General features: G+C 73.0%; 17 protein-coding genes. 9 read left to right on the top strand and 8 right to left on the bottom strand.

All coding sequences use genetic code 11. The annotated features are described in order from the left end of the window. Nucleotide 1: 1 nt before the first annotated feature. The gene (locus ABT354_RS06890) at nt 2-1,546 is read left to right on the top strand and encodes an MFS transporter (RefSeq protein ID WP_351489976.1); all 1,545 of its coding nucleotides are present in this window, start codon (nt 2-4) and stop codon (nt 1,544-1,546) included. Nucleotides 1,547-1,789: 243 nt separating this feature from the next. Then, a complete protein-coding gene (locus ABT354_RS06885; protein WP_351489973.1) occupies nt 1,790-2,554 on the top strand; it encodes a TetR/AcrR family transcriptional regulator in 765 nt (254 codons plus the stop codon). 46 nt (nt 2,555-2,600) lie between these two features. Here ABT354_RS06885 and ABT354_RS06880 read toward each other — a convergent pair whose 3' ends face one another. Beyond that, entirely contained in the window at nt 2,601-3,662 is a 1,062-nt protein-coding gene (locus tag ABT354_RS06880) for a hypothetical protein (RefSeq protein ID WP_351489971.1), read from the bottom strand. A gap of 290 nt (nt 3,663-3,952) precedes the next feature. Here ABT354_RS06880 and ABT354_RS06875 point away from each other — a divergent pair, with 290 nt between their 5' ends. The 5 genes from ABT354_RS06875 (at nt 3,953) to ABT354_RS06855 (ending at nt 8,404) form a co-directional block, all read left to right on the top strand. Continuing rightward, nucleotides 3,953-4,336, top strand: a complete 384-nt coding sequence (locus tag ABT354_RS06875) for a hypothetical protein (RefSeq protein ID WP_351489968.1) — start codon at nt 3,953-3,955, stop codon at nt 4,334-4,336. A 149-nt stretch (nt 4,337-4,485) separates the two neighbouring features. Next, nucleotides 4,486-5,103, top strand: coding sequence for an NADPH-dependent FMN reductase (locus ABT354_RS06870; RefSeq protein WP_351489966.1), 618 nt, complete (start codon nt 4,486-4,488; stop codon nt 5,101-5,103). A 133-nt stretch (nt 5,104-5,236) separates the two neighbouring features. Beyond that, nucleotides 5,237-6,253 carry an ATP-binding cassette domain-containing protein gene (locus ABT354_RS06865; RefSeq protein WP_351489964.1) on the top strand — a complete coding sequence of 339 codons (1,017 nt, stop codon included), beginning with the start codon at nt 5,237-5,239 and terminating at the stop codon, nt 6,251-6,253. Then, nucleotides 6,250-7,116, top strand: a complete 867-nt coding sequence (locus tag ABT354_RS06860) for an ABC transporter permease (RefSeq protein WP_502983339.1) — start codon at nt 6,250-6,252, stop codon at nt 7,114-7,116. Before ABT354_RS06865 ends, ABT354_RS06860 begins: the two co-directional genes overlap by 4 nt. A 196-nt stretch (nt 7,117-7,312) precedes the next feature. Continuing rightward, a complete protein-coding gene (locus tag ABT354_RS06855) occupies nt 7,313-8,404 on the top strand; it encodes a MerR family transcriptional regulator (protein WP_351489962.1) in 1,092 nt (363 codons plus the stop codon). 17 nt (nt 8,405-8,421) lie between these two features. Here the strand turns inward: ABT354_RS06855 and ABT354_RS06850 are convergent, their stop codons facing one another. The 4 genes from ABT354_RS06850 to ABT354_RS06835 form a co-directional block, all read right to left on the bottom strand. Then, on the bottom strand, nt 8,422-11,703 hold the full coding sequence (locus ABT354_RS06850; protein WP_351489960.1) for an ATP-binding protein: 3,282 nt from the start codon (nt 11,701-11,703) through the stop codon (nt 8,422-8,424). A gap of 250 nt (nt 11,704-11,953) precedes the next feature. Beyond that, nucleotides 11,954-12,559 carry an FMN reductase gene (locus tag ABT354_RS06845; RefSeq protein WP_351489957.1) on the bottom strand — a complete coding sequence of 202 codons (606 nt, stop codon included), beginning with the start codon at nt 12,557-12,559 and terminating at the stop codon, nt 11,954-11,956. A gap of 2 nt (nt 12,560-12,561) precedes the next feature. After that, nucleotides 12,562-13,674 (bottom strand): LLM class flavin-dependent oxidoreductase, encoded by a 1,113-nt coding sequence (locus tag ABT354_RS06840; protein ID WP_351489955.1) that lies wholly within the window; start codon nt 13,672-13,674, stop codon nt 12,562-12,564. A 232-nt stretch (nt 13,675-13,906) separates the two neighbouring features. Then, nucleotides 13,907-14,698: a bestrophin-like domain gene (locus ABT354_RS06835; protein ID WP_351489952.1), complete on the bottom strand. Its 792-nt coding sequence runs from the start codon at nt 14,696-14,698 to the stop codon at nt 13,907-13,909. A 73-nt stretch (nt 14,699-14,771) separates the two neighbouring features. Between ABT354_RS06835 and ABT354_RS06830 the strand changes: the two genes are divergently transcribed. Then, nucleotides 14,772-15,644, top strand: a complete 873-nt coding sequence (locus ABT354_RS06830) for a hypothetical protein (protein ID WP_351489950.1) — start codon at nt 14,772-14,774, stop codon at nt 15,642-15,644. Between the two features lie 488 nt (nt 15,645-16,132). Beyond that, nucleotides 16,133-16,339, top strand: a complete 207-nt coding sequence (locus tag ABT354_RS06825) for a hypothetical protein (RefSeq protein WP_351489948.1) — start codon at nt 16,133-16,135, stop codon at nt 16,337-16,339. A gap of 37 nt (nt 16,340-16,376) precedes the next feature. On the opposite strand, the gene ABT354_RS06820 is transcribed toward ABT354_RS06825, so the two are convergent. The 3 genes from ABT354_RS06820 to ABT354_RS06810 form a co-directional block, all read right to left on the bottom strand. After that, a complete protein-coding gene (locus ABT354_RS06820; protein ID WP_351490181.1) occupies nt 16,377-17,486 on the bottom strand; it encodes a magnesium and cobalt transport protein CorA in 1,110 nt (369 codons plus the stop codon). Between the two features lie 161 nt (nt 17,487-17,647). After that, entirely contained in the window at nt 17,648-18,460 is an 813-nt protein-coding gene (locus tag ABT354_RS06815) for a phosphotransferase enzyme family protein (protein WP_351489945.1), read from the bottom strand. A 110-nt stretch (nt 18,461-18,570) separates the two neighbouring features. Then, on the bottom strand, nt 18,571-19,917 hold the full coding sequence (locus ABT354_RS06810; protein WP_351489943.1) for a chloride channel protein: 1,347 nt from the start codon (nt 19,915-19,917) through the stop codon (nt 18,571-18,573). Between the last annotated feature and the right edge of the window lie 745 nt (nt 19,918-20,662).

Raw genomic sequence — 20,662 nt, 5'->3', positions numbered from 1 at the left:
CATGACAGCGACGACCACCGAGAAGCAACCCGCCCCCATCGGCCCGCATCCACAGCGCTGGCTGATCCTTGGCGTCATCTGTCTCGCCCAGCTCACCGTGCTGCTCGACAACACGATCCTCAGCGTGGCGATCCCCTCCCTCAACCGTGAGCTGGACGCCTCCGCCACCGACATCCAGTGGATGATCAACGCCTACTCGCTCGTCCAGTCGGGCCTGCTGCTCACCGCGGGCAATGCCGCCGACCGCTATGGACGGAAGAAGCTGCTGGTCGCCGGGTTGGCCCTGTTCGGCATCGGCTCCCTGGCGGCGGGGCTCGCCCAGTCGTCCGGGCAACTGATCGCCGCCCGCGCGGGGATGGGCGTCGGCGGAGCGCTGCTGATGACCACCATCCTCGCCGTCGTCGTGCAGATCTTCGACGACAGCGAGCGGGTCAAGGCCATCGCCCTCTGGTCGACGGTCAGCTCCCTCGGCTTCGCCGCCGGGCCGCTCATCGGCGGAATCATGCTCGACCACTTCTGGTGGGGCGCGATCTTCCTCATCAATATCCCGGTGGCCGCGATCGGCCTGGTCGCCGTGATCGCCCTCGTGCCGGAGTCCAAGAACCCCCAGGGCGAACGGCCCGACCTGTTCGGAGCGCTGCTCTCCACGGTCGGTATGACCGCGGTGGTGTACGCGATCATCTCCGGCCCCGAGCACGGCTGGACCTCGCGCGAGGTGCTGGCGTCGGCGGTGGTCGGCGTCGCCGTGCTGACCGGGTTCGCGCTCTGGGAGCTGAGCATCCCGTACCCCATGCTGGACATGCATTTCTTCCAGAACCGGAAGTTCATCGGAGCGGTCGCGGGCGCGATCCTGGTCGCGTTCGGCATGGGCGGCTCGCTCTTCCTGCTCACCCAGCACCTTCAGTTCGTTCTCGGGTACGGGCCGCTGGACGCGGGTCTGCGCACCGCGCCGCTCGCGCTGACCATCGTCGCCCTCAATCTCACCGGCCTCGGGCCGCGGCTGCTGCCCAAGCTGGGGACGCCGCTGACCATAGCGATCGGTATGGGGCTGGTCGCCGGGGGTCTCGCGGCCATCGCGCTGCTGGGCCGGGACACGTACAACGGCATGTTCTTCGGTCTGGTGGTCATGGGTGCGGGTATCGCGCTCTCGATGCCCGCCATGGCGAACGCGATCATGAGCGCGATCCCGCCGGAGAAGGCGGGCGTGGGGGCCGGGGTCAACGGCACCCTCGCGGAGTTCGGCAACGGCCTCGGTGTCGCCATCCTCGGCGCGGTGCTCAACTCGCGCTTCGCGGTGCTGGTGCCGGGTGTCGCGGGCGCGGCCTCGCTGCCGGCGGCGCTGGCGGCGGCCGACTCCCCGGGTGAGGCCGAGGCGATCTCCGAGGGGTTCGCGGACGGGCTCGCCACCAGTCAGCTGGTGGGGGCGGTCGCGGTCCTCGCCGGGGGGCTGCTGGCGGCGACCCTGCTCTGGCGCGCCGAACAGATCGAGCGGCTGGCCGCGGCACCCGAGCCGACCGGGGACACGGCCGGACGGCCCGCCGGGTAACCGGGACCGCCGACGACATAGCATCGGAACGGGTGACGGGTCCGTTCCGATGCTCTTTCGTCAGGAATGTCAGGGATGACAGGGGCGGCAGGAAGAGCGGGAACGGCCGGACGACCCCGGGCCCCGGGTCCGAAGCCGGGAGCCGCCGGCCGGGGCGGTCTGCCGGGAGCGACCCACCGGCCGTACGGTACGCACGGAGGCGGACGGTCTCCGTGCGGCGGAACCAGCGAGGAGCATGGTGCGATGGTGAGTGCGGCCGACCGTGCGAAGGGGCCCGCGCGGACCAGCGTCTGGACGGAGGAGCGGACGGGCCGGGGACGCAGGGACACCCATCCCGCCGGACTCGACCGCGCCAAGATCATTGACGCGACCGTCCGGCTGCTGGACGCCGACGGCACCGCCAAGTTCTCCATGCGGCGGCTGGCGGCGGAGCTGGATGTCACCGCCATGTCCATCTACTGGTACGTGGACACCAAGGACGACCTGCTGGAACTCGCCCTGGACGCGTCCTTCGGCACCATCCGGCTCCCCGATGTGGGCACCCCCGGCGCCTGGCGCGAACAGCTGCGCGCGCTGGCCGCCGAGTACCGCGCGATGCTGGTGCGCCACCCCTGGGTCTCCGCACTGGTCGGCGCCTATCTCAACATCGGCCCCCGGTCGCTGGACTTCTCGCTGGCCGTTCAGCAGGTCATGCGGAACACCGGCCTCCCGGTGCGTGGGCAGATGGGCGGGCTCTCCGCGGTCTTCCAGTTCGTGTACGGCTTCGGCACGATCGAGGGCCAGTTCACCGCGCGGTGCGCCGCGGCGGGCCTGAGCCAGGACGAGTACTTCCGGGACGCCATGGGGGCCATGAACAAGGATCCCCAGCTCAGGCATTACGCGGTCGCCTCTTCGAAGATCATGGAGGCGCGGGGCGGTGACACGGTGACGGAGATGCGCGAGCGGGATTTCGAGTACGCGCTGGAACTGCTGATCGCGGGCATCGAGGCGATGGCCGCCCGCGCCTGACGCCCCGGATCCCGTGCCGTGCCGTGCCGGTACGGGCGTACGGTGATCAGTCGCGCGGGAGGGCCGCCGGATCCGCTTCCGCTTTCGGTTCCGCTTTCGCTTTCGGTTCTGGCTCCGCCTCCGGTCGTGGGTCCGGTGGTGGTTCCGGTCGCGGTACCGATTCCGGCTCCGATTCCGGTTCCGGATGCCGGGCGACCGCCGGGTACGAGGCCGGTTCGACCGCCGGGCGCGGGTACGGGTACGGGTACGGGGTGCTCACGGGTGCCGGGGAACGCCGTGACCGGCCCTTCCACCAGGCGTACACCGCCACCGTCAGCCCCACCCCCAGCAGCCACCACGACGCCGTGCGCGGGGTCGCCGTCAGCGCGTCGAAGACCGCGTCCGCCGCCGTACGGTCGACCTCCGCCGGAAGGTCGTCCAGGATCAGCGCGCGGCCGATGGAGACGGCCCCGCGCAGCAGCGCCCCGCCGATGGCCAGCGCGACCCCCAGCCCCAGCAGCCCGCGCCGCCCGCCGGGGGCCAGGAACAGCACCGCACCCGCCGGTACGAGGGTGAGCAGCGGCAGCCGGACGCCCGCCGTCTGGAGCGCGGCGAAGCTCTCCCGTACCGCCGCCGGACCGTCGGATTCCACCACCGTGATCCGGGCCCCGACCACCGGGATCTGGTCCGCGAACGGCACTCCCTCACGGGTGAGCAGCAGTTTCACCTGCTCGCTCACCGGGGCCAGATCGATCCGCGCGGTGTCGCCCTCGCCGCTGGTCAGGGCCTGTTCGACGGCGGTGTGGGCGGCACGGTTCACGGTGTCCCAGGCGGTGCGGTACGAGGGCGAGCCGGCGAACGACAGCACCGCGTCGTGGACCAGCGCACGGGCCTCGGCGGAGAGCGGTCCGAGCCCTCCGGGGCCCGCGACCTCCTCGGTGATCCGGTCGGCCACCGCGCGGCGGACGGCGGGGTCCGAGGCGAGCGGCGCCATGGCGGTGACATAGCCGTCGGTGTCGCCGATCTCCCGCTCCGCCCAGACGGCGAGCACGCTCAGTGGTGTCAGCAGCGCCACGAGCGCGATGAGCACCGCCGACGCCGCCGGTCGCAGTCCGCCCAGTCTCCGCACCCCTCAAGGAAAGGTGGCGCGGGTGCGGTACGCGACCGCTGCTCGGCCGACCGGCGGTGTACGAGCACCCGTGCCGGGGGTGCGGGGGGAGCCAGTAGGGCGTATGGGGTTGTACGGGGTGTACGGGGTGTCCATGAGGCAGCGGGGCGGTCAGGGGGATGGGACGGTCAGGTGCGCGGGTCGGTCAGGGGCGCGGGTCGGTCGTGGGTGGGGCGTCGAGTTGCCGGGCCGGTCGTGCGGGTGTGCCCTGGGAGGAGACCTGGGGGGGCCCGAGGGAAGGAGCCCCGGACATGGCCACACATGCGACGGTGCCCGTTCGCCGACACGTCACGACCACCAGGAGGAGCTGGGCGATCCCCCTCGCCCTCGGCGCGCTCTTCGGCTTCTACGCCGGTTTCCTCCGCCGGACCGGCGAGGCCGTCGGCTGGGGCGATGTCCTCTACGGGGTGGTCGCCGGTCTGATCTTCACGGTCCTCGCGTACGGGCTGGGCCGGATCCAGCACAGCCTCCCGCGTGAGCTGCGGGCGTTCGCGTACGCCGCCCTCTGCGGGGTCGCCATCGGCTTTCTGCACAGCCTGACCGGGGAGAGCATCCTGCGCTCCGTGGGCATGGGACTGATGTTCGCGGCGGCGATGCTGGTGGTCTCCTTCTACGTCTTCTACACCCACGAGTGACGCGTTCCGACACCCCCGCGAGACGCGAACGCGCCCTCGCACGGCCCGCTCCGCGCGGTCGCCAGATCCGATCTGGCGACCGCGCGGCCGTGTCTCGCGCCTCTTCAGTGAGGGCCGTCGACCGGCGGGGCGGGAGGAGGGAGGCGAGGATGCGGCAGGAGCTGGAAGTGGAGCCGGCGCTGGAGCCGGCGCTGGAACTGGAGCGGGAAGCGGGCTGTCCGGTGGCCGGGCCGCCGCTGCGGATCGTGGTGATCATAGGGAGCACGCGTGAGGGCCGGGTCGGGGGAGCGGCGGGCCGCTGGTTCACCGAGTGCTCCGGGCACCGCACCGATCTGGAGCTGTCCGTGGTCGACCTGGTCGACTTCGACTTCCCGGTCCGCCATCCGGACCGCCCCACCGCGCCGATACGGGAGTTCGTCCGGCGGATCGAGTGGGCCGAGGCGTATGTCGTGGTCACCCCGGAGTACAACCGCTCCTTTCCGGCGTCCCTGAAGCAGGCGATCGACTACGCGTACGAGGAGTGGCGGACCAAGCCGGTCGGCTTTGTCAGCTACGGCCATGGCTCACGGGGGCTGTACGCGGTCGAGCAGCTGCGGACGGTCTTCACCGAGCTGCACACCGTCACCCTGCGCAATGGTGTCGGTCTGGATCTTCTGGAGGAGAGCTGGGCGGACGGCGAGCGCGCCGCCCAGATGATGCTCGGCCAGCTGGCCTGGTGGGGTCTCGCCCTGCGGGAGGCCCGCAGGGCGCGGCCCTATCTCTCCTGACCCGTACCCTCGATATGTCCCCTTTGCTGTCTCTGCACCCTCCTACACCTCCTGCGTCCTCGCGCAGCCCCGTGTCCCTGTCCCTCCGTCCCCCGCCCCCCATATCGAATTCGTGTTCGAAGGAATGTTGCTCATGAGTGCGGAACTCGCCATCGAGACCCAGGGCCTGGTCAAGGTCTTCGGGGAGAAGCGGGCCGTCGACGGGGTCGACCTCGCCGTTCCCGCCGGGACGGTCTATGGCGTCCTCGGCCCGAACGGCGCCGGGAAGACCACCACCGTGAAGATGCTCGCCACCCTGCTGCGCCCGGACGGCGGCGAGGCCCGGGTCTTCGGCAAGGACGTGCGCACCGACGCCGACGCGGTGCGCCGCCGGGTCAGCCTCACCGGCCAGTACGCCTCGGTGGACGAGGACCTCACCGGCACCGAGAATCTGGTCCTCCTCGCCCGGCTGCTCGGATACACCCCGGCCGCCGCCCGGAAGCGCTCGGCGGCGATGCTGGACGCCTTCGGGCTGGCCGAAGCCGCCTCCCGCCAGGTGAAGAACTACTCGGGCGGCATGCGGCGCCGTATCGACATCGCCGCGTCCATCCTCAACACCCCGGATCTGCTCTTCCTGGACGAGCCGACCACCGGGCTCGACCCGCGCAGCCGCAACCAGGTCTGGGACATCGTCCGCACGGTCGTCGCCCATGGCACCACCGTGCTGCTGACCACGCAGTATCTGGACGAGGCCGATCAGCTCGCCGCCCGGATCGCCGTGATCGACAACGGCAGGGTGATAGCCGAGGGCACCAAGGGCGAGCTGAAGGCGTCCGTCGGGCCCGGCACGGTCCATCTGCGGCTGCGGGACTCCGCACAGCGCCCGGAGGCCCAGCGGGTGCTGGCCCGGGTCCTCGGGACGGAGGTGCAGCCGGAGGCCGACCCGGTCGCGCTGACCGCCCGGGTGAGCGGGCACGGCAGCGAGCGGGGCGCGGCCGAGGAAGCCGCGCGAGCCCTCTCCGAGCTGGCCCGCGACGGCATCGTCGTCGACAACTTCTCGCTGGGCCAGCCCAGCCTGGACGAGGTCTTCCTCGCCCTCACCGACCGCACCGCCACTCCTGCCGCCACGGCCTCCGGTGCCGTCACCGACCCGAAGGGAGCCGCGGCGTGAGCACCGCGACCACCACCCAGCCCGCCCAGGGCACCGACGATCCCGATCTCACCGCGCCCGACTCGGCCGGGCTGGCGAGCCTGCTGGTCGGCAAGGAGCAGCCGCCGGCGCCCAGCGCGCTCTCCGCGTCGATCACCTTCGGCTGGCGGGCCATGCTGAAGATCAAGCATGTGCCCGATCAGCTGTTCGATGTGACGGCGTTCCCGATCATGCTGGTGCTGATGTACACCTACCTCTTCGGAGGGGCGCTGGCGGGCTCGACCTCCGAGTACATCCAGTTCCTGCTTCCCGGCATCCTCACCATGAGCATTGTGATGATCACGATGTACACCGGGGTCGCGGTCAACACCGATATATCCAAGGGAGTCTTCGACCGCTTCCGCACACTGCCGATCTGGCGGCCCGCGCCGATGGTGGGCTATCTCCTCGGGGACGTGCTCCGCTATCTGCTGGCCTCGGTCGTGATGCTGACCGTCGGCATGATCATCGGTTATCGGCCGGACGGCGGCCCGCTGGGGCTGCTGCTCGGGGTGGCGCTGCTGGTGGTGTTCGCCTTCTCCTTCTCCTGGGTCTGGACCATGTTCGGACTGCTGCTCCGGTCGGAGAAGTCGGTGATGGGCGTGAGCATGCTGGTGATCTTCCCCCTCACCTTCCTCAGCAATGTCTTCGTCGAACCGAAGACCATGCCCGGGTGGCTCCAGGCGTTCGTCAACAACAGCCCGGTGACCCATGTCGCCTCGGCGGTGCGGGAACTGATGGCGGGTGAGTGGCCGGCGGAGGACATCGCCTGGTCAATCGGGTGGTCCGCTTTCTTCCTGGTCGTCTTCGGCGCTCTGACCATGCGGCTCTACAACCGCAAGTGATGTCCCGTCACGGGGGTACGGGACAGCGGCGGGCCTTCACGGTGATGACCAGGAGGCCCGCCGCCGTAACCGGGTCCGGCCCCTGTTGCGGTGTACCGGTGGTGACGGTGGCTGTGCTGCCCGGTTGACCTTCCCGTGCGGGGAAGGACCAGCATCGGTCGTGCCGGGTCGGACACCCGGCGCGAGGAGGAGAGACATGACCCGGCTCACCATCGGGGCGTTCTCCCGGCTGTCCCGGCTCTCGGCGAAGGCCCTGCGCCGCTACGACGAGCTGGGACTGCTGCCCCCGGCGCGGGTGGATCCGTTCAGCGGCTACCGCTACTACGACGGGTCCCAGGTGGAACGGGCCCGTCTGGTGGCCTGGCTGCGCCGGATCGGGATGCCGCTGGCCGGGGTCCGGGAGGTCTGCGATCTGTACGCCACCGAACCGGCCGCCGCCGCACGGGCCGTGCGGGCCTACTGGGACCGGGTGGAGACCGAGACCGCCACCCGCCGGGACCTGGCACTCTTCCTCGCCGATCAGCTGGCACGACCCGAGGAGACGACCATGACCGCCCTGCCCGCGCTGACCATCCGCCATGCCGCCCGTACCGATCAGGGGCGCGTCCGCGACACCCACCAGGACAGCGCCTGCGCCACCGACGGACTGCTCGCCGTCGCCGATGGCTACGGCACGGAGGGCGCCCCCGCCGGTGCCGCCGCCATCGCCGCGCTGAAGGAGCTGGACACCGCCCCCGGCGCCGGGCCGCGCGCCGGTGATCTGCTCAACGCCCTGGAGGACGCCGTCCAGCGCGCCAACACCACCATCGGCGGCCTGGAGGATTCCGGGACGACCCTGACCGCCATGGTCTGGACGGGAGGGCGGCTGGCCCTGGTCCATATCGGGGACAGCCGGGCGTATCTGCTCCGTGGCGGCGGCCTCTTCCGGATCACCCATGACCACACCGTGGTCCAGTCGATGATCGACGCGGGCACCCTGACGGAGGAGGAGGCCGCCTCCCATCCCCAGCGGGCGATCCTGCTGCGGGCCCTGGACGGTACGGCGGAGGCGGCCCGCCCGGACCTCAGGCTTCATGAGGCCCGCGCCGGTGACCGCTATCTGCTCTGCTCGGACGGGCTCTTCACCACCGTCCCCGAGGGCACGGTCCGGCGGGTCCTCACCGGCACCGCCGATCCCGACGGGGCCGCCGACGCCCTGATGGCCCTCGCCCAGGAGGCCGGCGCGCCCGACAACATCGCCTGCGTCGTCGCCGATGTGATCCCGGCGGACCCCGACACGGTCTCCTAGCGCACCGGGCCCCCGGGTCAGAGCCGCCAGGGCACCGGGGCCGTGGGGCGGTAGGCGCAGTGGGCGCCGGTCGTCACCGAGGTGCGGAGATGGGCGGCCAGTTCGGGGTGGAGGCGGTCCAGCTTGCGGAGGGTGTCGCGGATGCGGGCGGTCACCGTCTTCCGGGCGCGCTCGGCCTCGTCGCCCAGCCGGCGGGGACGGCCGCCGAGACCCGCCGCCGTGCGCAACTCCTCCAGCAGGGCGGAGCGTTCCCGGGCGAGTTCCGTGCCGCGGTCGGTGTCGCCCCGGAGGGCGGCGCGGTCCAGCTCCTCGTCCAGCTGCTCCAGCCGGGCGCGGTACCGGGAGCGGGCCTCGTCGTCGAGGACCGGGTCGCCGCCGAGGGCGCGGGCGGCCCGGACGGCCGCGCCGCCCTCGGGGGCGAGCAGCTCCACCGCGGGCAGATCGTCCCCGGGGCGGGAGAGCAGGGTGTGCAGATCCCGCAGCCCCTTGGTGTCGGGCATATGGGCCGTCCGGTCCTCGAAGACCAGCGACCAGACGCCGCCCTCCCGCCGGAAGACGGGCCCCGAGGGCTCCCGCGCCGCCTCGGGCGCCTCCGGGGCCGGAGCCCGAGCCGGAACACGGGCCTGAGCCAGGACGGGGACAGGCACCAGGGCTGGGCCGGGCGGCGCGGGGGCGGGACGGTCGAGCAGATGGGTCAGCCCCAGCCGCTCCGCCTCCCGGCGCAGCTCCGCCACCGACACACCGGGGCTCCCGCCCTCCGCCGGGGTGCCGGCCGTGTCCCCGAGGCGCACCAGCTCGGCACGGGCCCGTACCGACCAGGGACGGGCCCGCAGCCAGTCCGCCGAGCGCACCGCCGACCGCAGCACGGCCACCGCCGCCTCCCGGTCGCCGCGCGCCGCGTGCAGCACCCCCAGCCAGAGGTCGACGGGGCCGCCGATGTCACAGCCGTACATCGACACGACCCACTGGCCGGTGTACGGCGAGAGCGCCGCGAGCGAGGCGTCGATCAGCTCCCGGTCGCCCTGGGCGGCGGCGATCTGGGCCCGGGTCCGCAGCAACAGCGGCTCGAAGACCCGGGGCAGGGTCGCGGGCAGCTTCCGGAGATGGGTCAGCGCCCCCTCGGTGTCGCCGCTCTCCACCGCCGTGAGCGCCGTGAGCAGCTCGGGGAAGGGGTGCGCCACCGCCTCCAGCCGCTCCAGCCGCGCCCATGCCTCCTCGAACCGGCCCCGGAGCAGCGGCAGTGTCCACTCCATATGGGCCTGGACAAAGGTGTACGGGGACTCCGGCGGTGTCGCCGCCATGACCTGCCGCATCAACTCCGCGGCTTCGTCGAACCGGCCCTGGAGGGCGCCGACCAGCGCGTTGTCGATGAGGACGGACATCTCGTGGAAGCGCAGCCCCGACTGGTCGGAGCGGGCGGTGAAGGCGCGCAGCTGGTCGTGGTAGCGCGGGTCGCCCAGCTCCAGCAGGGTGACCCAGCGCATGCTGGAGGCGTGCAGCTCCAGCTGGGTGTTGCCGGTGCGCCGCCCCACCGCGATCATCTCGGTGGTCAGCTCCAGGCGCTCCTCGGCGGTGCCGAGTCCCCAGATGGTGTCGTGCCGTGTCCACAGGGAGAAGGCCAGCGCCTCGTCGTCGCTGTCGTCGCGGGCGAGGGCGGTGGTGCGCTCCGCCAGCTCCTGGGCCATCCGCTGCGGGCTGAGCTTGCCGCTGTCGTCCCCGGCGCCGATCAGGCCGCGGTGGGCGTCCCGCAACAGATCCGTGCTGCGGGCGTCGGCCGTGGTGCTGTACTCGTGCTCGTACTGGTGGATCCTGATGGCGACCTGGGCGAACAGGGCGGGGTCATGGGCCCGGCGGGCCAGTTCCAGCGCCTGTCCGAAGGCGTGCCAGGCGCTCTCCACGTGGTTCACATGCCAGAGGGTTCCGGCGAGGTCGAGGCAGATCAGCGCGGCGCGGTGGAGATCGTCGCCCGCCACCTCCATCGCCCGCCGGAAGTGCGCCTCGGACTCCTCGCCCGCGAGCCGCCCGGCGGCGTACCGCGCGGCGGCGGTCAGCAGTTCGACCCGGCGCCCCCGCTCCAGACCGTCACCGGCGAGATAGGCGTGGCGGGCGAGGTCGGCGGGGAGGACCCGGTCCCGCAGGGCGGGTGTCCGGTCGAGGGTGTGCACCACGGCGGTGTGCAGGGCCCGGCGGCGCTGTTCCGCCAGGGTGCCGTAGAGGGTCTCCCGGACGAGGTCGTGGACGAAGGCGAAGACCCCGCCGGTGCCGACCGTGACCAGCCGGGCGGCGACCGCCCGCGCCAGCAGCCGCTCGACATGGGGCACGGGTGCGGCCACTGCCGCCGCGAGCAGCTGCCGGTGGAACTCGCGGCCCAGTACGGCGGCGGTCTCCAGGAGTCGGCTCACCTCCGGGGGCAGCAGGGCCAGCCGCCGCCGGACGGCCTCGCCGACGCCTGGGGCGACCGTGGTCACCGGGGAGCCGCCGCGCCAGATGCGCACGGTCTGTTCCACGAAGAAGGGGTTGCCCCCGGTGCGCCGGTGCACCTCGTCGACCAGCTCGGGGTCGGGGTCGACGCCGCCGGTCAGGGCGATCAGATCGCCCACCTCGTCCCGCCCGAGTCCGGTGAGGGTCAGGGCGGTCCCGGCGCGCGCCGTCAGCGAGAGGACCAGGGGGCGCAGCGGGTGTCCCTCGGACTCGACCTCGACATCGCGGTAGACGCCGATCAGCAGCAGCCGCTCGAACCAGGCGTGCTGGGCGGCGAATTCCAGCAGCCGCAGCGACGCGGGGTCGGCCCAGTGCAGATCGTCCAGGACGACGACCAGGGGGCGCCGCTGGGCGGCGGTGACCAGGGCGGTGGTCACCGCGTCGTAGAGGGCGAAGCTCTCGGCGCCGTCCCGGGGGCTCTCCCGGCCCGCTGTCTCCCGCCCGGCATGCCCGCCGGCGCCTGCGGTGTCGGTGGTGGTGGCCGGTGTTCCGGCCTCGCCCAGCAGGACGGTGAGCCGCTCGCCCGAGGCCCGCTCCACCTCGGCCCACTCCGCCTCGCCGACGGCACGGCGCAGCCCCCGTATCACCTGGACCCAGGGCCAGTAGCCGGGGGCGCTGTCGGAGTCCCAGCAGGAGCCGCCCACGACCAGGGCGCCGCCCCGCCGGGCCTCGTCGGCGGCGTCGGTGACCAGGGTGGTCTTGCCGATGCCCGCCTCACCGGTGACCAGGACCAGACCCCCGTGGCGCGTCATGACCCGGTCGATCTCCGCGCGCAGGAGACCGGCGGGGTGGTCGCGGCCGATGAGTGCAGGGTCCATGCCCCGCACCCTAGAAGGTGGCACTGACAACGCGCCTATGGGTTCTGGGCCCCCGGCGCCGCCCGGAACCCCGGCGGACGCGGTTCCTGCCACCGCACCCCCCTATGACCTGCGGCGGGCCCTCCGCGAGAAAGCGGAGGGCCCGATATCCACAGGGTTCGGTTGTCCACAGGCCATCGCGGTCACGGGAGCGGACCGACTTCCCCGGCCCGCCGGGCACTTGGCCACCGGCCCCGCCCGGCCCGTCCGCTCAGGAGGGGAAGGCCAGGACCGGTACCGCGTCCACCGGCGCGCGCTCCGAGCTTTCCATCAGCCCGGCCAGCTGGCGCCCCGCCCGGTCGATCCGGGTCGGCAGGGTGTCGGTGAGCGGATCGCCCGTGCCGCCCCAGTCCTCCGAGGCCGCGTACACCGCCGTCGGCGCCACCACGGCCCGCAGATAGGCGAAGAGCGGGCGCAGCGCGTGCTCCAGCACCAGCGAGTGCCGGGCGGTGCCGCCGGTCGCCCCGACGAGCACCGGCTTGCCGGTGAGCGCGTCCGGGTCGACCAGGTCGAAGAAGGACTTGAACAGCCCGCTGTACGAGGCGGCGAAGACCGGGGTGACCGCGATCAGCCCGTCGGCCTCGGTGACCGCGTCGAGCGCCTCGCCGAGTTCCGGCGAGGGGAAGCCGGTGACCAGGTGGTTGGCGATCGGCACGGCCAGTTCGCGCAGTTCGACCACCCGGACCTCGACCTCGGTGGCCGGGTCGCGCCCGGTGAGCGCGGTCCGTACGGACTCGGTCAGCCGGTCGGCCAGCAGCCGGCTGGACGAGGGGACGCTCAGCCCCGCCGAGACCACCACCAGCTTCAGCGCGGTCATCGTCATGCCTCCTTCGGGGTGGCCGGGGTGGTGAGGGCACCGGCCGTGCGGGCGGCGACGGCCGGGTGGAGCGGAGCGGTCGCCGGGACCCCGGCGGGCCGCAGGCTCTCGAACTCCTTGCGCAGCACCGGGACGACCTCCTCGCCGAGGAGTTCGATCTGCTCCAGCACGGTCTTCAGCGGCAGCCCCGCGTGGTCGACCAGGAACAGCTGGCGCTGGTAGTCGCCGATCGCCTCACGGAAGGTCAGCGTCCGTTCGATCACCTGCTCCGGGGTGCCCACGGTCAGCGGCGTCTGGGCGCTGAAGTCCTCCAGCGACGGGCCGTGGCCGTAGACCGGCGCGTTGTCGAAGTACGGACGGAACTCCCGTACCGCGTCCTGCGAGTTGCGGCGCATGAACACATGGCCGCCGAGACCCACGATGGCCTGCTCGGGGGTGCCGTGGCCGTAGTGGGCGTACCGCTTCCGGTACAGCTCGACCATCTTCTTGGTGTGGGACATGGGCCAGAAGATGTTGTTGTGGAAGAACCCGTCCCCGTAGTACGCGGCCTGCTCCGCGATCTCGGGCGAGCGGATCGAGCCGTGCCAGACGAACGGCGGGACGCCGTCGAGCGGGCGCGGCGTCGAGGTGAACGACTGGAGCGCGGTACGGAACTTGCCCTCCCAGTCGACCACGTCCTCCCGCCACAGCTTGTGCAGCAGGGCGTAGTTCTCGATCGCCAGCGGGATGCCCTGGCGGATGTCCTGGCCGAACCACGGATAGACCGGTCCGGTGTTGCCCCGGCCCATCATCAGGTCCACCCGGCCGTCGGCGATGTGCTGGAGGTAGGCGTAGTCCTCAGCGATCTTCACCGGGTCGTTGGTGGTGATCAGGGTGGTGGAGGTGGACAGGATCAGGTTCTCGGTCCGGGCCGCTATATAGCCGAGCAGGGTGGTCGGGGACGAGGGCACGAACGGCGGGTTGTGGTGCTCACCGGTCGCGAAGACGTCCAGTCCGACCTCCTCGGCCTTCTGCGCGATGGCCAGAGTCGCCTTGATCCGCTCGTGCTCGCTCGGCGTGCGCCCGTTGGTCGGGTCGGTGGTGACGTCGCCGACGGTGAAGATGCCGAACTGCATGAGGCTCACCTCTCGAAGTCCATGGGATGGAGTCCATTGGTTGAATGTTGAACAAACCCTACAACGGGAGAGGCGTTCTGGCTATTCCACCCCCGGATCGCGGGGTGAAAGCCCAGGTGGGAGCGGGTGCGGGCAGACGGAGGCCCCGCACTCCGGTGATCGCGGAGGGCGGGGCCGAGGGGGTGGGGTCCGGCGGGGAGGAGGTCCGGAGGCTCAGGGGGTCACAGGGGGCTCAGGTGGAGCCGGGGAACAGCTGTTCGAAAGACTCGGCCGTACTGGTCCCCGGTGTCCGCCCGAACGGCGCGTCGAAGTCCCACACCAGGAAGAGCAGAAAGGCGATCAGCGCACTGAAGACCCCCGCGACCAGCAACTCCCGATAGGTGCGCCCCATCCGCATGGTGAAGATCAGGCCCACCGTCACCACCGCCCCGATGATCAGGCCGAACCAGACCACCCCGGGCAGGGTGGAGGCGGCGTTCTGCTCCCGGGTGGTCCGGGCGTCCTGGACGATGGCCACCCGCTCCATCATGGGCTGGTACGTCTGGGCCTCCAGCTCGTTCGCCGGGGTGCGCAGGGCGATGTCCTCCCGTACCTCCGTCAGCAGTTCGTCGCCCCGCTGGGTCAGCTCCCGGTGCTTGATCATGTGGGGCCACTCGGTGCGCACCACATGGGAGACATAGGCGTCGATGTCCTCGCGCAGCTCCGCCCGTGCGTCGCGGGGCAGCACCTCGGCCCGCCGGGAGATCTCATGGAGGGCCTGCGCCTCGCGCTGGACATCGGCCTGGGCCGAGCCCCGGGCCTCCCAGACCCCGGCGATGGCCAGTCCGAGGACGATGGCGTACACCACGCCGACCATCATCGTCATGTACTCCAGCACATCGGGGGTCGCGGCCTCGTCGTCCCGTTGCAGATCCGGGTCCCCGGCGGCGAGGGCCTCCTGGCGGCGGGTGCGCAGCAGGGTGACGGCGAGGACGACCGCGCAGGCGGCGGCCATCGCGATGGCCAGGACCAGCCACTCGGACATGGTGATCTCCCTAGGTGGCCCACAGAGGTGTCCATGGGGTTGATGCGGTCGGTGCGGTCGATGCGATCGGTCGATGCGGCTGACGCGATCGATACGGGGGAGCGCTCAGGCGCGGCGGCGGGGTCGCAGCACCACGGCGGCGACCACGGCGGGGACGGTGATCACCAGCACCCGGAAGACCATCGGGAAGCCCTCGCTCTCCGGGGGAGCCATCGGCCGCTCGGCCTGTGCGACACGGAAGCGGGGCGGCGGGCTCACCGAAGGCGCCGGGGCCGGGGGTGCCTCGGCCGCCCGGCTCCGGGTCGGCCGCGCCGGTGTGGTGACGGGAGCCGGCGGCGCCGGGGGAGCGGCCCGGGGCGGGGACGGGGGTGCGGGCGGTCGCGGCACCGGTGCCGACGACGGGCCGGGTGCGGGCGGCGACGGCGAGGGCGGGGTCGGCGACGGCCGGGGCGGAGAAGGTGACGGCGGAGAAGGGGACGGCGGCGAGGGCGAGGGGGGCGTCGGCGACGGCGGGGTCGGGGACGGTGGCGTCGGCGAGGGGGGTGTGGGAGTCGGTGGCGTTGGTGAGGGGGGTGTGGGGGTCGGTGTGGGGCAGGTGCATGTGGTCCAGGACGGGCAGTGCCCGGGGAGCCCCACCCGGATCCGCATCGACACCGTCACCGCCACCGACGGCCGGGGCGGCCCGCCGATCGTCGCCGAGGCGCAGCCGCAGACCAGACCGGGAACGGAGACCCCGGCCGAGACGGTCCTCGGGAACGGCTCTCCGGCCCGGGGCGTGGCCGTCGGTATCGCACCCGGCACGGGCGGGGCCGACACCGAAGGGGCCCGGTCCGGCGGTGGCTCCGGCTCACCCGGACCACTGCTTGTCACCGGCCCCGGTGAGCCCAGGACCGCGACGATGCCCAGTACGCTCAACTGCTCAAATCCCACCACATCTGCACGGTAGGACGGAGTCCCATCAGATGGGGGCACTTTCACCTGAACAGGTGAATAAGACGTTTGTTGGTGCGGGTGTCTGTGCGTGTTCCGGAGCGTGTGCTGGTACGGGTGACGGGGCGTCGGGGAGCACCGGAAGTCGCCTTCGGCCTGACGTTCGGGGTCCCGTCGCCGCAGGCACCGTACCGATTCCGGCGCGTGGATACCGTGGTCCGCAAGGATCCGGACGTTTTCCGCCGGGGCGCCGGGACGGTAAGCGGAGGGAGTCGGGCTCTTCGGCCGGGGTGCGACGGGCGGGCGCGGCGGCCGAACAATTGGCCGACTCTCGACCCCCTCTCTTGCCCTCGGCGCAAAAAGGATTCCTCCTTCTGCGCCCCTCGCACGCCCCCTTTCCGCTCCCTTCCGCGCGCCCCGGCCCACGCCCCCACAGGGGCCCCGCCGGGCCCGGTCGGCGTATGCCCGGGTGCGGGCCCCGGGCACCCATGAGACGTTCGCGAGGTGATCGAATCCCTGCTCGCCGACGCCCCGTTGCCCGGTGTCGCCGCCCTCTGCGCCCTCACCCTCGCCCTGCTCGCCGTCGCCGCCCTGCGGCTCTCCAGCGCGGGCCGTACCGACCCGTCCGACGAGGCCCGCTCCCTCACCCTCGCGCTCTACGGCTGTGTGCTCGCCCTGCTGACCCTGGGGCTGGCGGTCGCGCTCCTCTGACCGCCTGACCGCCTGACCGCCTCCCCCGGTGGGTGCGTCAGAGCCAGCCGTTCCGCCGGAAGCTCCGGTGGATCACCAGACACGCCGTCACCATCACCCCGATGACCAGCGGATAGCCATAGGTCCAGCGCAGCTCCGGCATATGGTCGAAGTTCATCCCGTACACCCCGCAGACCATGGTCGGCACGGCGATGATCGCCGCCCAGGCCGTGATCCTGCGCATGTCCTCGTTCTGGGCGACGGTCACCTGTGCCAGATGCGCCTGGAGGATCGAGTCCAGCAGCGCGTCGTACGTACCGATCTGCTCGTTCAGCCGGGCGACATGGTCGGCGACATCGCGGAAGTACGGGCGGATCCGGTGGCCCACGGGCGGCAGCGGGGAGGCCGCGAGCGCGCGCAGCGGCGCCTCCAGCGGCCCCACCGCCCGCTTCAGCTCCAGCAACTCCCGCTTGAGCAGATAGATCCGGCTCGCGTCGGCCCGTCGGGGGTTGTCGCTGAAGACCGCCGTCTCGGCCGCGTCCACATCGTGCTCCACCGCGTCGGCGACCGCGAGATAGTCGTCCACGACCCGGTCGGCGATGGCGTGCAGCACCGCCGCCGGGCCCTTGGCCAGCTGCTCGGGGCGGCTCTCCAGGGACTCCCGCAGCGGGCCCAGGGAGCCGTGCCGGCCGTGCCGTACGGTGATCACGAAGTCCGGACCGGTGAAGACCATCAGCTCACCGGTGTCCACGATCTCGCTCGCGATGTCCTCATGGCCGACGTAACGGCAGGTCTTGAGGACGGTGAAGAGCACATCCGCACGGGCCCCGCCGATCTCCCCGCGCAGCTCGTACCGCTGGGTCTTGGGGCGCTGATGGGCCTGGACGGCGTCCTCCACGGCCAGCGGATGCAGCCCGAACAACTCGGCGAGTACGGCGAACTCGGCCTCGGCCGGCTCGTGCAGCCCGATCCAGACGAAGCCCCGGCCCTCCTTGCGGACCCGGCGCAGGGCCTCCCGCGCGTCGTCGTCGCCGGGGCGCCGCCGCCCGTCCTCGTACACCACACAGTTGACGACCGAGCCACCGAGCGGGGAACGGGCCGGGTGGCTCAGGTCGACGGTCGGTCGTCGGTGGGCACGGCGCATCGCGCGCCGCAGTCGGCGGATCATCGGCACGGGTGGTGGCTCCTTCGGCTTTCGGGGGGTATGCCCCGGCGGCCGGTGGCTCATGCGCGCCCCGGCGGCCCGGCGGCACGGGCCCGTACGGCCGGTGGATCCGGCCCGGGGACCAGGTCCCGGTCCCGGCCCCGGTGCCCGTCCCGGAGGTCCGGTCAGCCGCCGTCCCCCGGGCACAGTACGCGTTCGAACTCCCCGCGCACCCGCTCCAGATAGCGGGCGTCGCCGAGGTACTGCTCATGGTGGCCCTCGGCGAGATGGCGGGCGAAGGCGGCGTCCCCGGCGGCGGCCCGCTCCCGCATGAAGGCGACCAGCTCCCGCAGCCGGGCGGTCACGGTGTCGATCAGCAGGGCCCGCTCCCCGGCCGGCAGCCCGTACGCCGCGCAGAAGTCCCGTACCCGTACGGCCTGTTCGGCGGTGGTCCCCCAGGCGTCGCCGCTGCCCGGGGCGGTCATCGGCGCCCAGCGGTAGACCGCGTACGCGATGTCCCACAGCCGGGGCGCGGGGTGCGCGGTGTCGAAGTCGAAGACGCCCACCACCCGGTCGCCGTCCAGGACGCAGTTGTACGGGGCGAAGTCGCCGTGACAGATGACCTCGGCGGGCTCGCGCGCGGGCAGCATCCAGCCCTCGCGGACGCCCTCCGCGTACCCCAGGGTGCTGTCGTGGTATGCCCGCAGCAGGGCGGCGGCGCTCTCCAGCGCCACCGGGGAACGCACGGCGGGCACGGTGGGGTCGGTGCCCGCGCTGCCCGGGAGGAAGTCCAGGATCTCCGTCCGGCCGTCGTCGTCGGTGCCGTGCACGGCGGGGGCGGCGGTGAACCCGCGCTCCCGCAGATGCCGGAGGAGCCCGTGGACCAGCGGCGACCAGGGGCCGGTGGGCCGCCGGACGACCGCGCCGACGCGCAGGACCTCATGGACACCGCCCCGCATGACCTCGGGAGGGGCGGAGTCGTGGGACGGGTGGGGCATCGACGGTGCTCCTCGCTGTACGGGGGTACGGCCCGTATCTGTACGGGGGTACGGGTAGGGGCCGTACGGACGCCGACATGATCACCTCGGGGCGGTCGGAGCGCGAGGGATTAACGGCCGGGGGCGGGGGCGGTCTGCGGCTCGGGGCCGCGCTCCAGCAGTTGGGCGGTGACAAAGCCGACCACCGAGCACACGGCGATCAGCGGCATCTGGTTCCCGGCGTCCGCCCCGAGGAGCAGGACGGCCAGCACCGCGCTGGTCACCGGCAGCCGGGTGACCACGGCCGACGCGGTGGCGATCCCCAGCGCGAGGGCGGGGGCCGCGCCCAGGCCCGGGAGCCCCGCGCAGGCCACCCCGAGCGCCGCGCCCAGCAGCACGGCGGGGAAGATCGGCCCGCCGCGCAGCGCGCCCAGACAGATGCCCCACGCCAGCGCCTTGCAGACCACCAGCACCAGCAGCGCGGCGACCGACCAGTCGTGCGGATCGGCGGCGAGCGCGCCGAGGGTCGCCTGGCCGGAGAGCGCCGCCTCCTCCGGGGAACGGCCGGTGATCAGCGCGTACGCCATCAACAGCAGCCCCACGGCACCGGCCGCCGCGACCGTGCGGACGGCGGTGCGGCGGGCGGTCCACGCCTCGCTGAGGAAGCCGATCCGGTGCGCCGTCGTGATGACCACCCCGATCAGCACGGCGAGCGGCACGCCCCAGAGGAAGTCCCCGGCGTCGGGGTTGGTGTCCGGGGGTACGGAGGGCAGCTCCAGCGCCCCGATGGTGAGCCCGGTCCACTGGCCGAAGCCGGTGAACACCAGCGCGCCCACCCCGCTGGCCAGCAGGCACGGCAGCAGCAGGACGACCAGTTGGGGGCCGGCGAGGCCCGCCGCCTCCACCACCATCACGGCGGCGACCAGCGGTCCGCCGAGGATGGTGGAGATCGCGGCGGTCGAACCGGTGGTGGCGATCACCATCGCGGACTTGGGGTCGGCGGCGCGCCGCGACTTCCGTACGGCGAGCAGCGCCAGGCCGCTGCCGAGGGCCATGAGCGGGGCCTCGGGGCCGAGGACCACGCCCAGCGGGAGTGTGGTGAGCGCGGCGGCGACCACGCCGGGCAGCTCCCGTGGGCCGAGGGGGGTACCGCCGAGCCCGTGGACCGGATGGTGCCCGCCGCCGCCGGGCACCCGGGTGACGATCGGCGCCATCAGCAACCCCGCGAGCAGCAGCGCGGGCAGCGGCCACCACCAGGGGGCCCGGTCGTGGCCGAGGGCCTCGGGGAGGCTGTGCCAGATCCCGTGCTGGAAGGCGTGCTGGAGGCTGACGAAGAGGAAGCAGGCGAGGGCGATCGGGACGCCGAGGAGGACGGAGAGGGCGAGCAGGCGCAGATAGCCCCGGCTGCGGAGGATGTCCCGCAGCGCGGGCGTCCCGGCGGCGGGCACGGAGACGGGTCCGCCGTGCGGCGCGCTCACCGGCACCCGCACCCGGGTCGCGCCGTGCGGCGCGTGCCGCCTCCCGCTGCGCCGGGGGGCGTGGGTGGTACTCCTGGGCCCGGGGGAGCCACCGGGCCCACGCGGGCCGGGGCGCCGGGGAGCCGCAGAAGGCCCTGTCCTCCGTCCGGTGCCGCTTCCGCGCACCCGGGAGGTGCGCTCACTCCTGTGCCTGAGGGCGCGGAAGGTGCCCCCACTGCTGGGTCCCGGGGTCCGGGTGGTGTGCCCAGGGACAGGGGCGGTGGTGTCGCACGGGCCCGGGGGCCGGGGAGCCACAGGGTCCCCTGTCCTCGGTCCCATGGCGCTTCCTCGCACCCGGGAGGTCTGCCCGGCCGGGCCCCGCTCTCCGGTCCGGCCCGGTCCGCCGGGCACTTCCCCGGCCGGGTGGCCGCGCCGCCGGCCCGCCGACGGGGCCCGGGTCCCGCACGGGCGGACGGGAGCACGGGCCGGGTGGACCGGGGCGGTGCGGTGGTGGCCGGTCCATTTCTGCGCATGCCCCTATGCAACGGCCCCACCCCCGCCCCCGCCCCACGACCGACCCGTCCGGGTGAGCCCACCCCGCCTCGGCCGGCGCCCGGTCCATGGCTCCGCGCACGGGCCCGGGTGCGGGTGGGGTCGCCCGCCCGGCCGGTGCCCTCCGCCCCCGGCGCCCGGTGGTCTGTGGTGGGGCACGGCCCCACGTACCGGTTCCGGGTGCCCGTGACCCCCGCCAGGCTGGTGCCTGGTC

Origin of the sequence: Streptomyces sp. NPDC000594, from assembly GCF_040299965.1 — a bacterium.
Lineage (GTDB): Bacteria > Actinomycetota > Actinomycetes > Streptomycetales > Streptomycetaceae > Streptomyces.
This window is presented reverse-complemented; position numbering and strand designations above follow the sequence as displayed.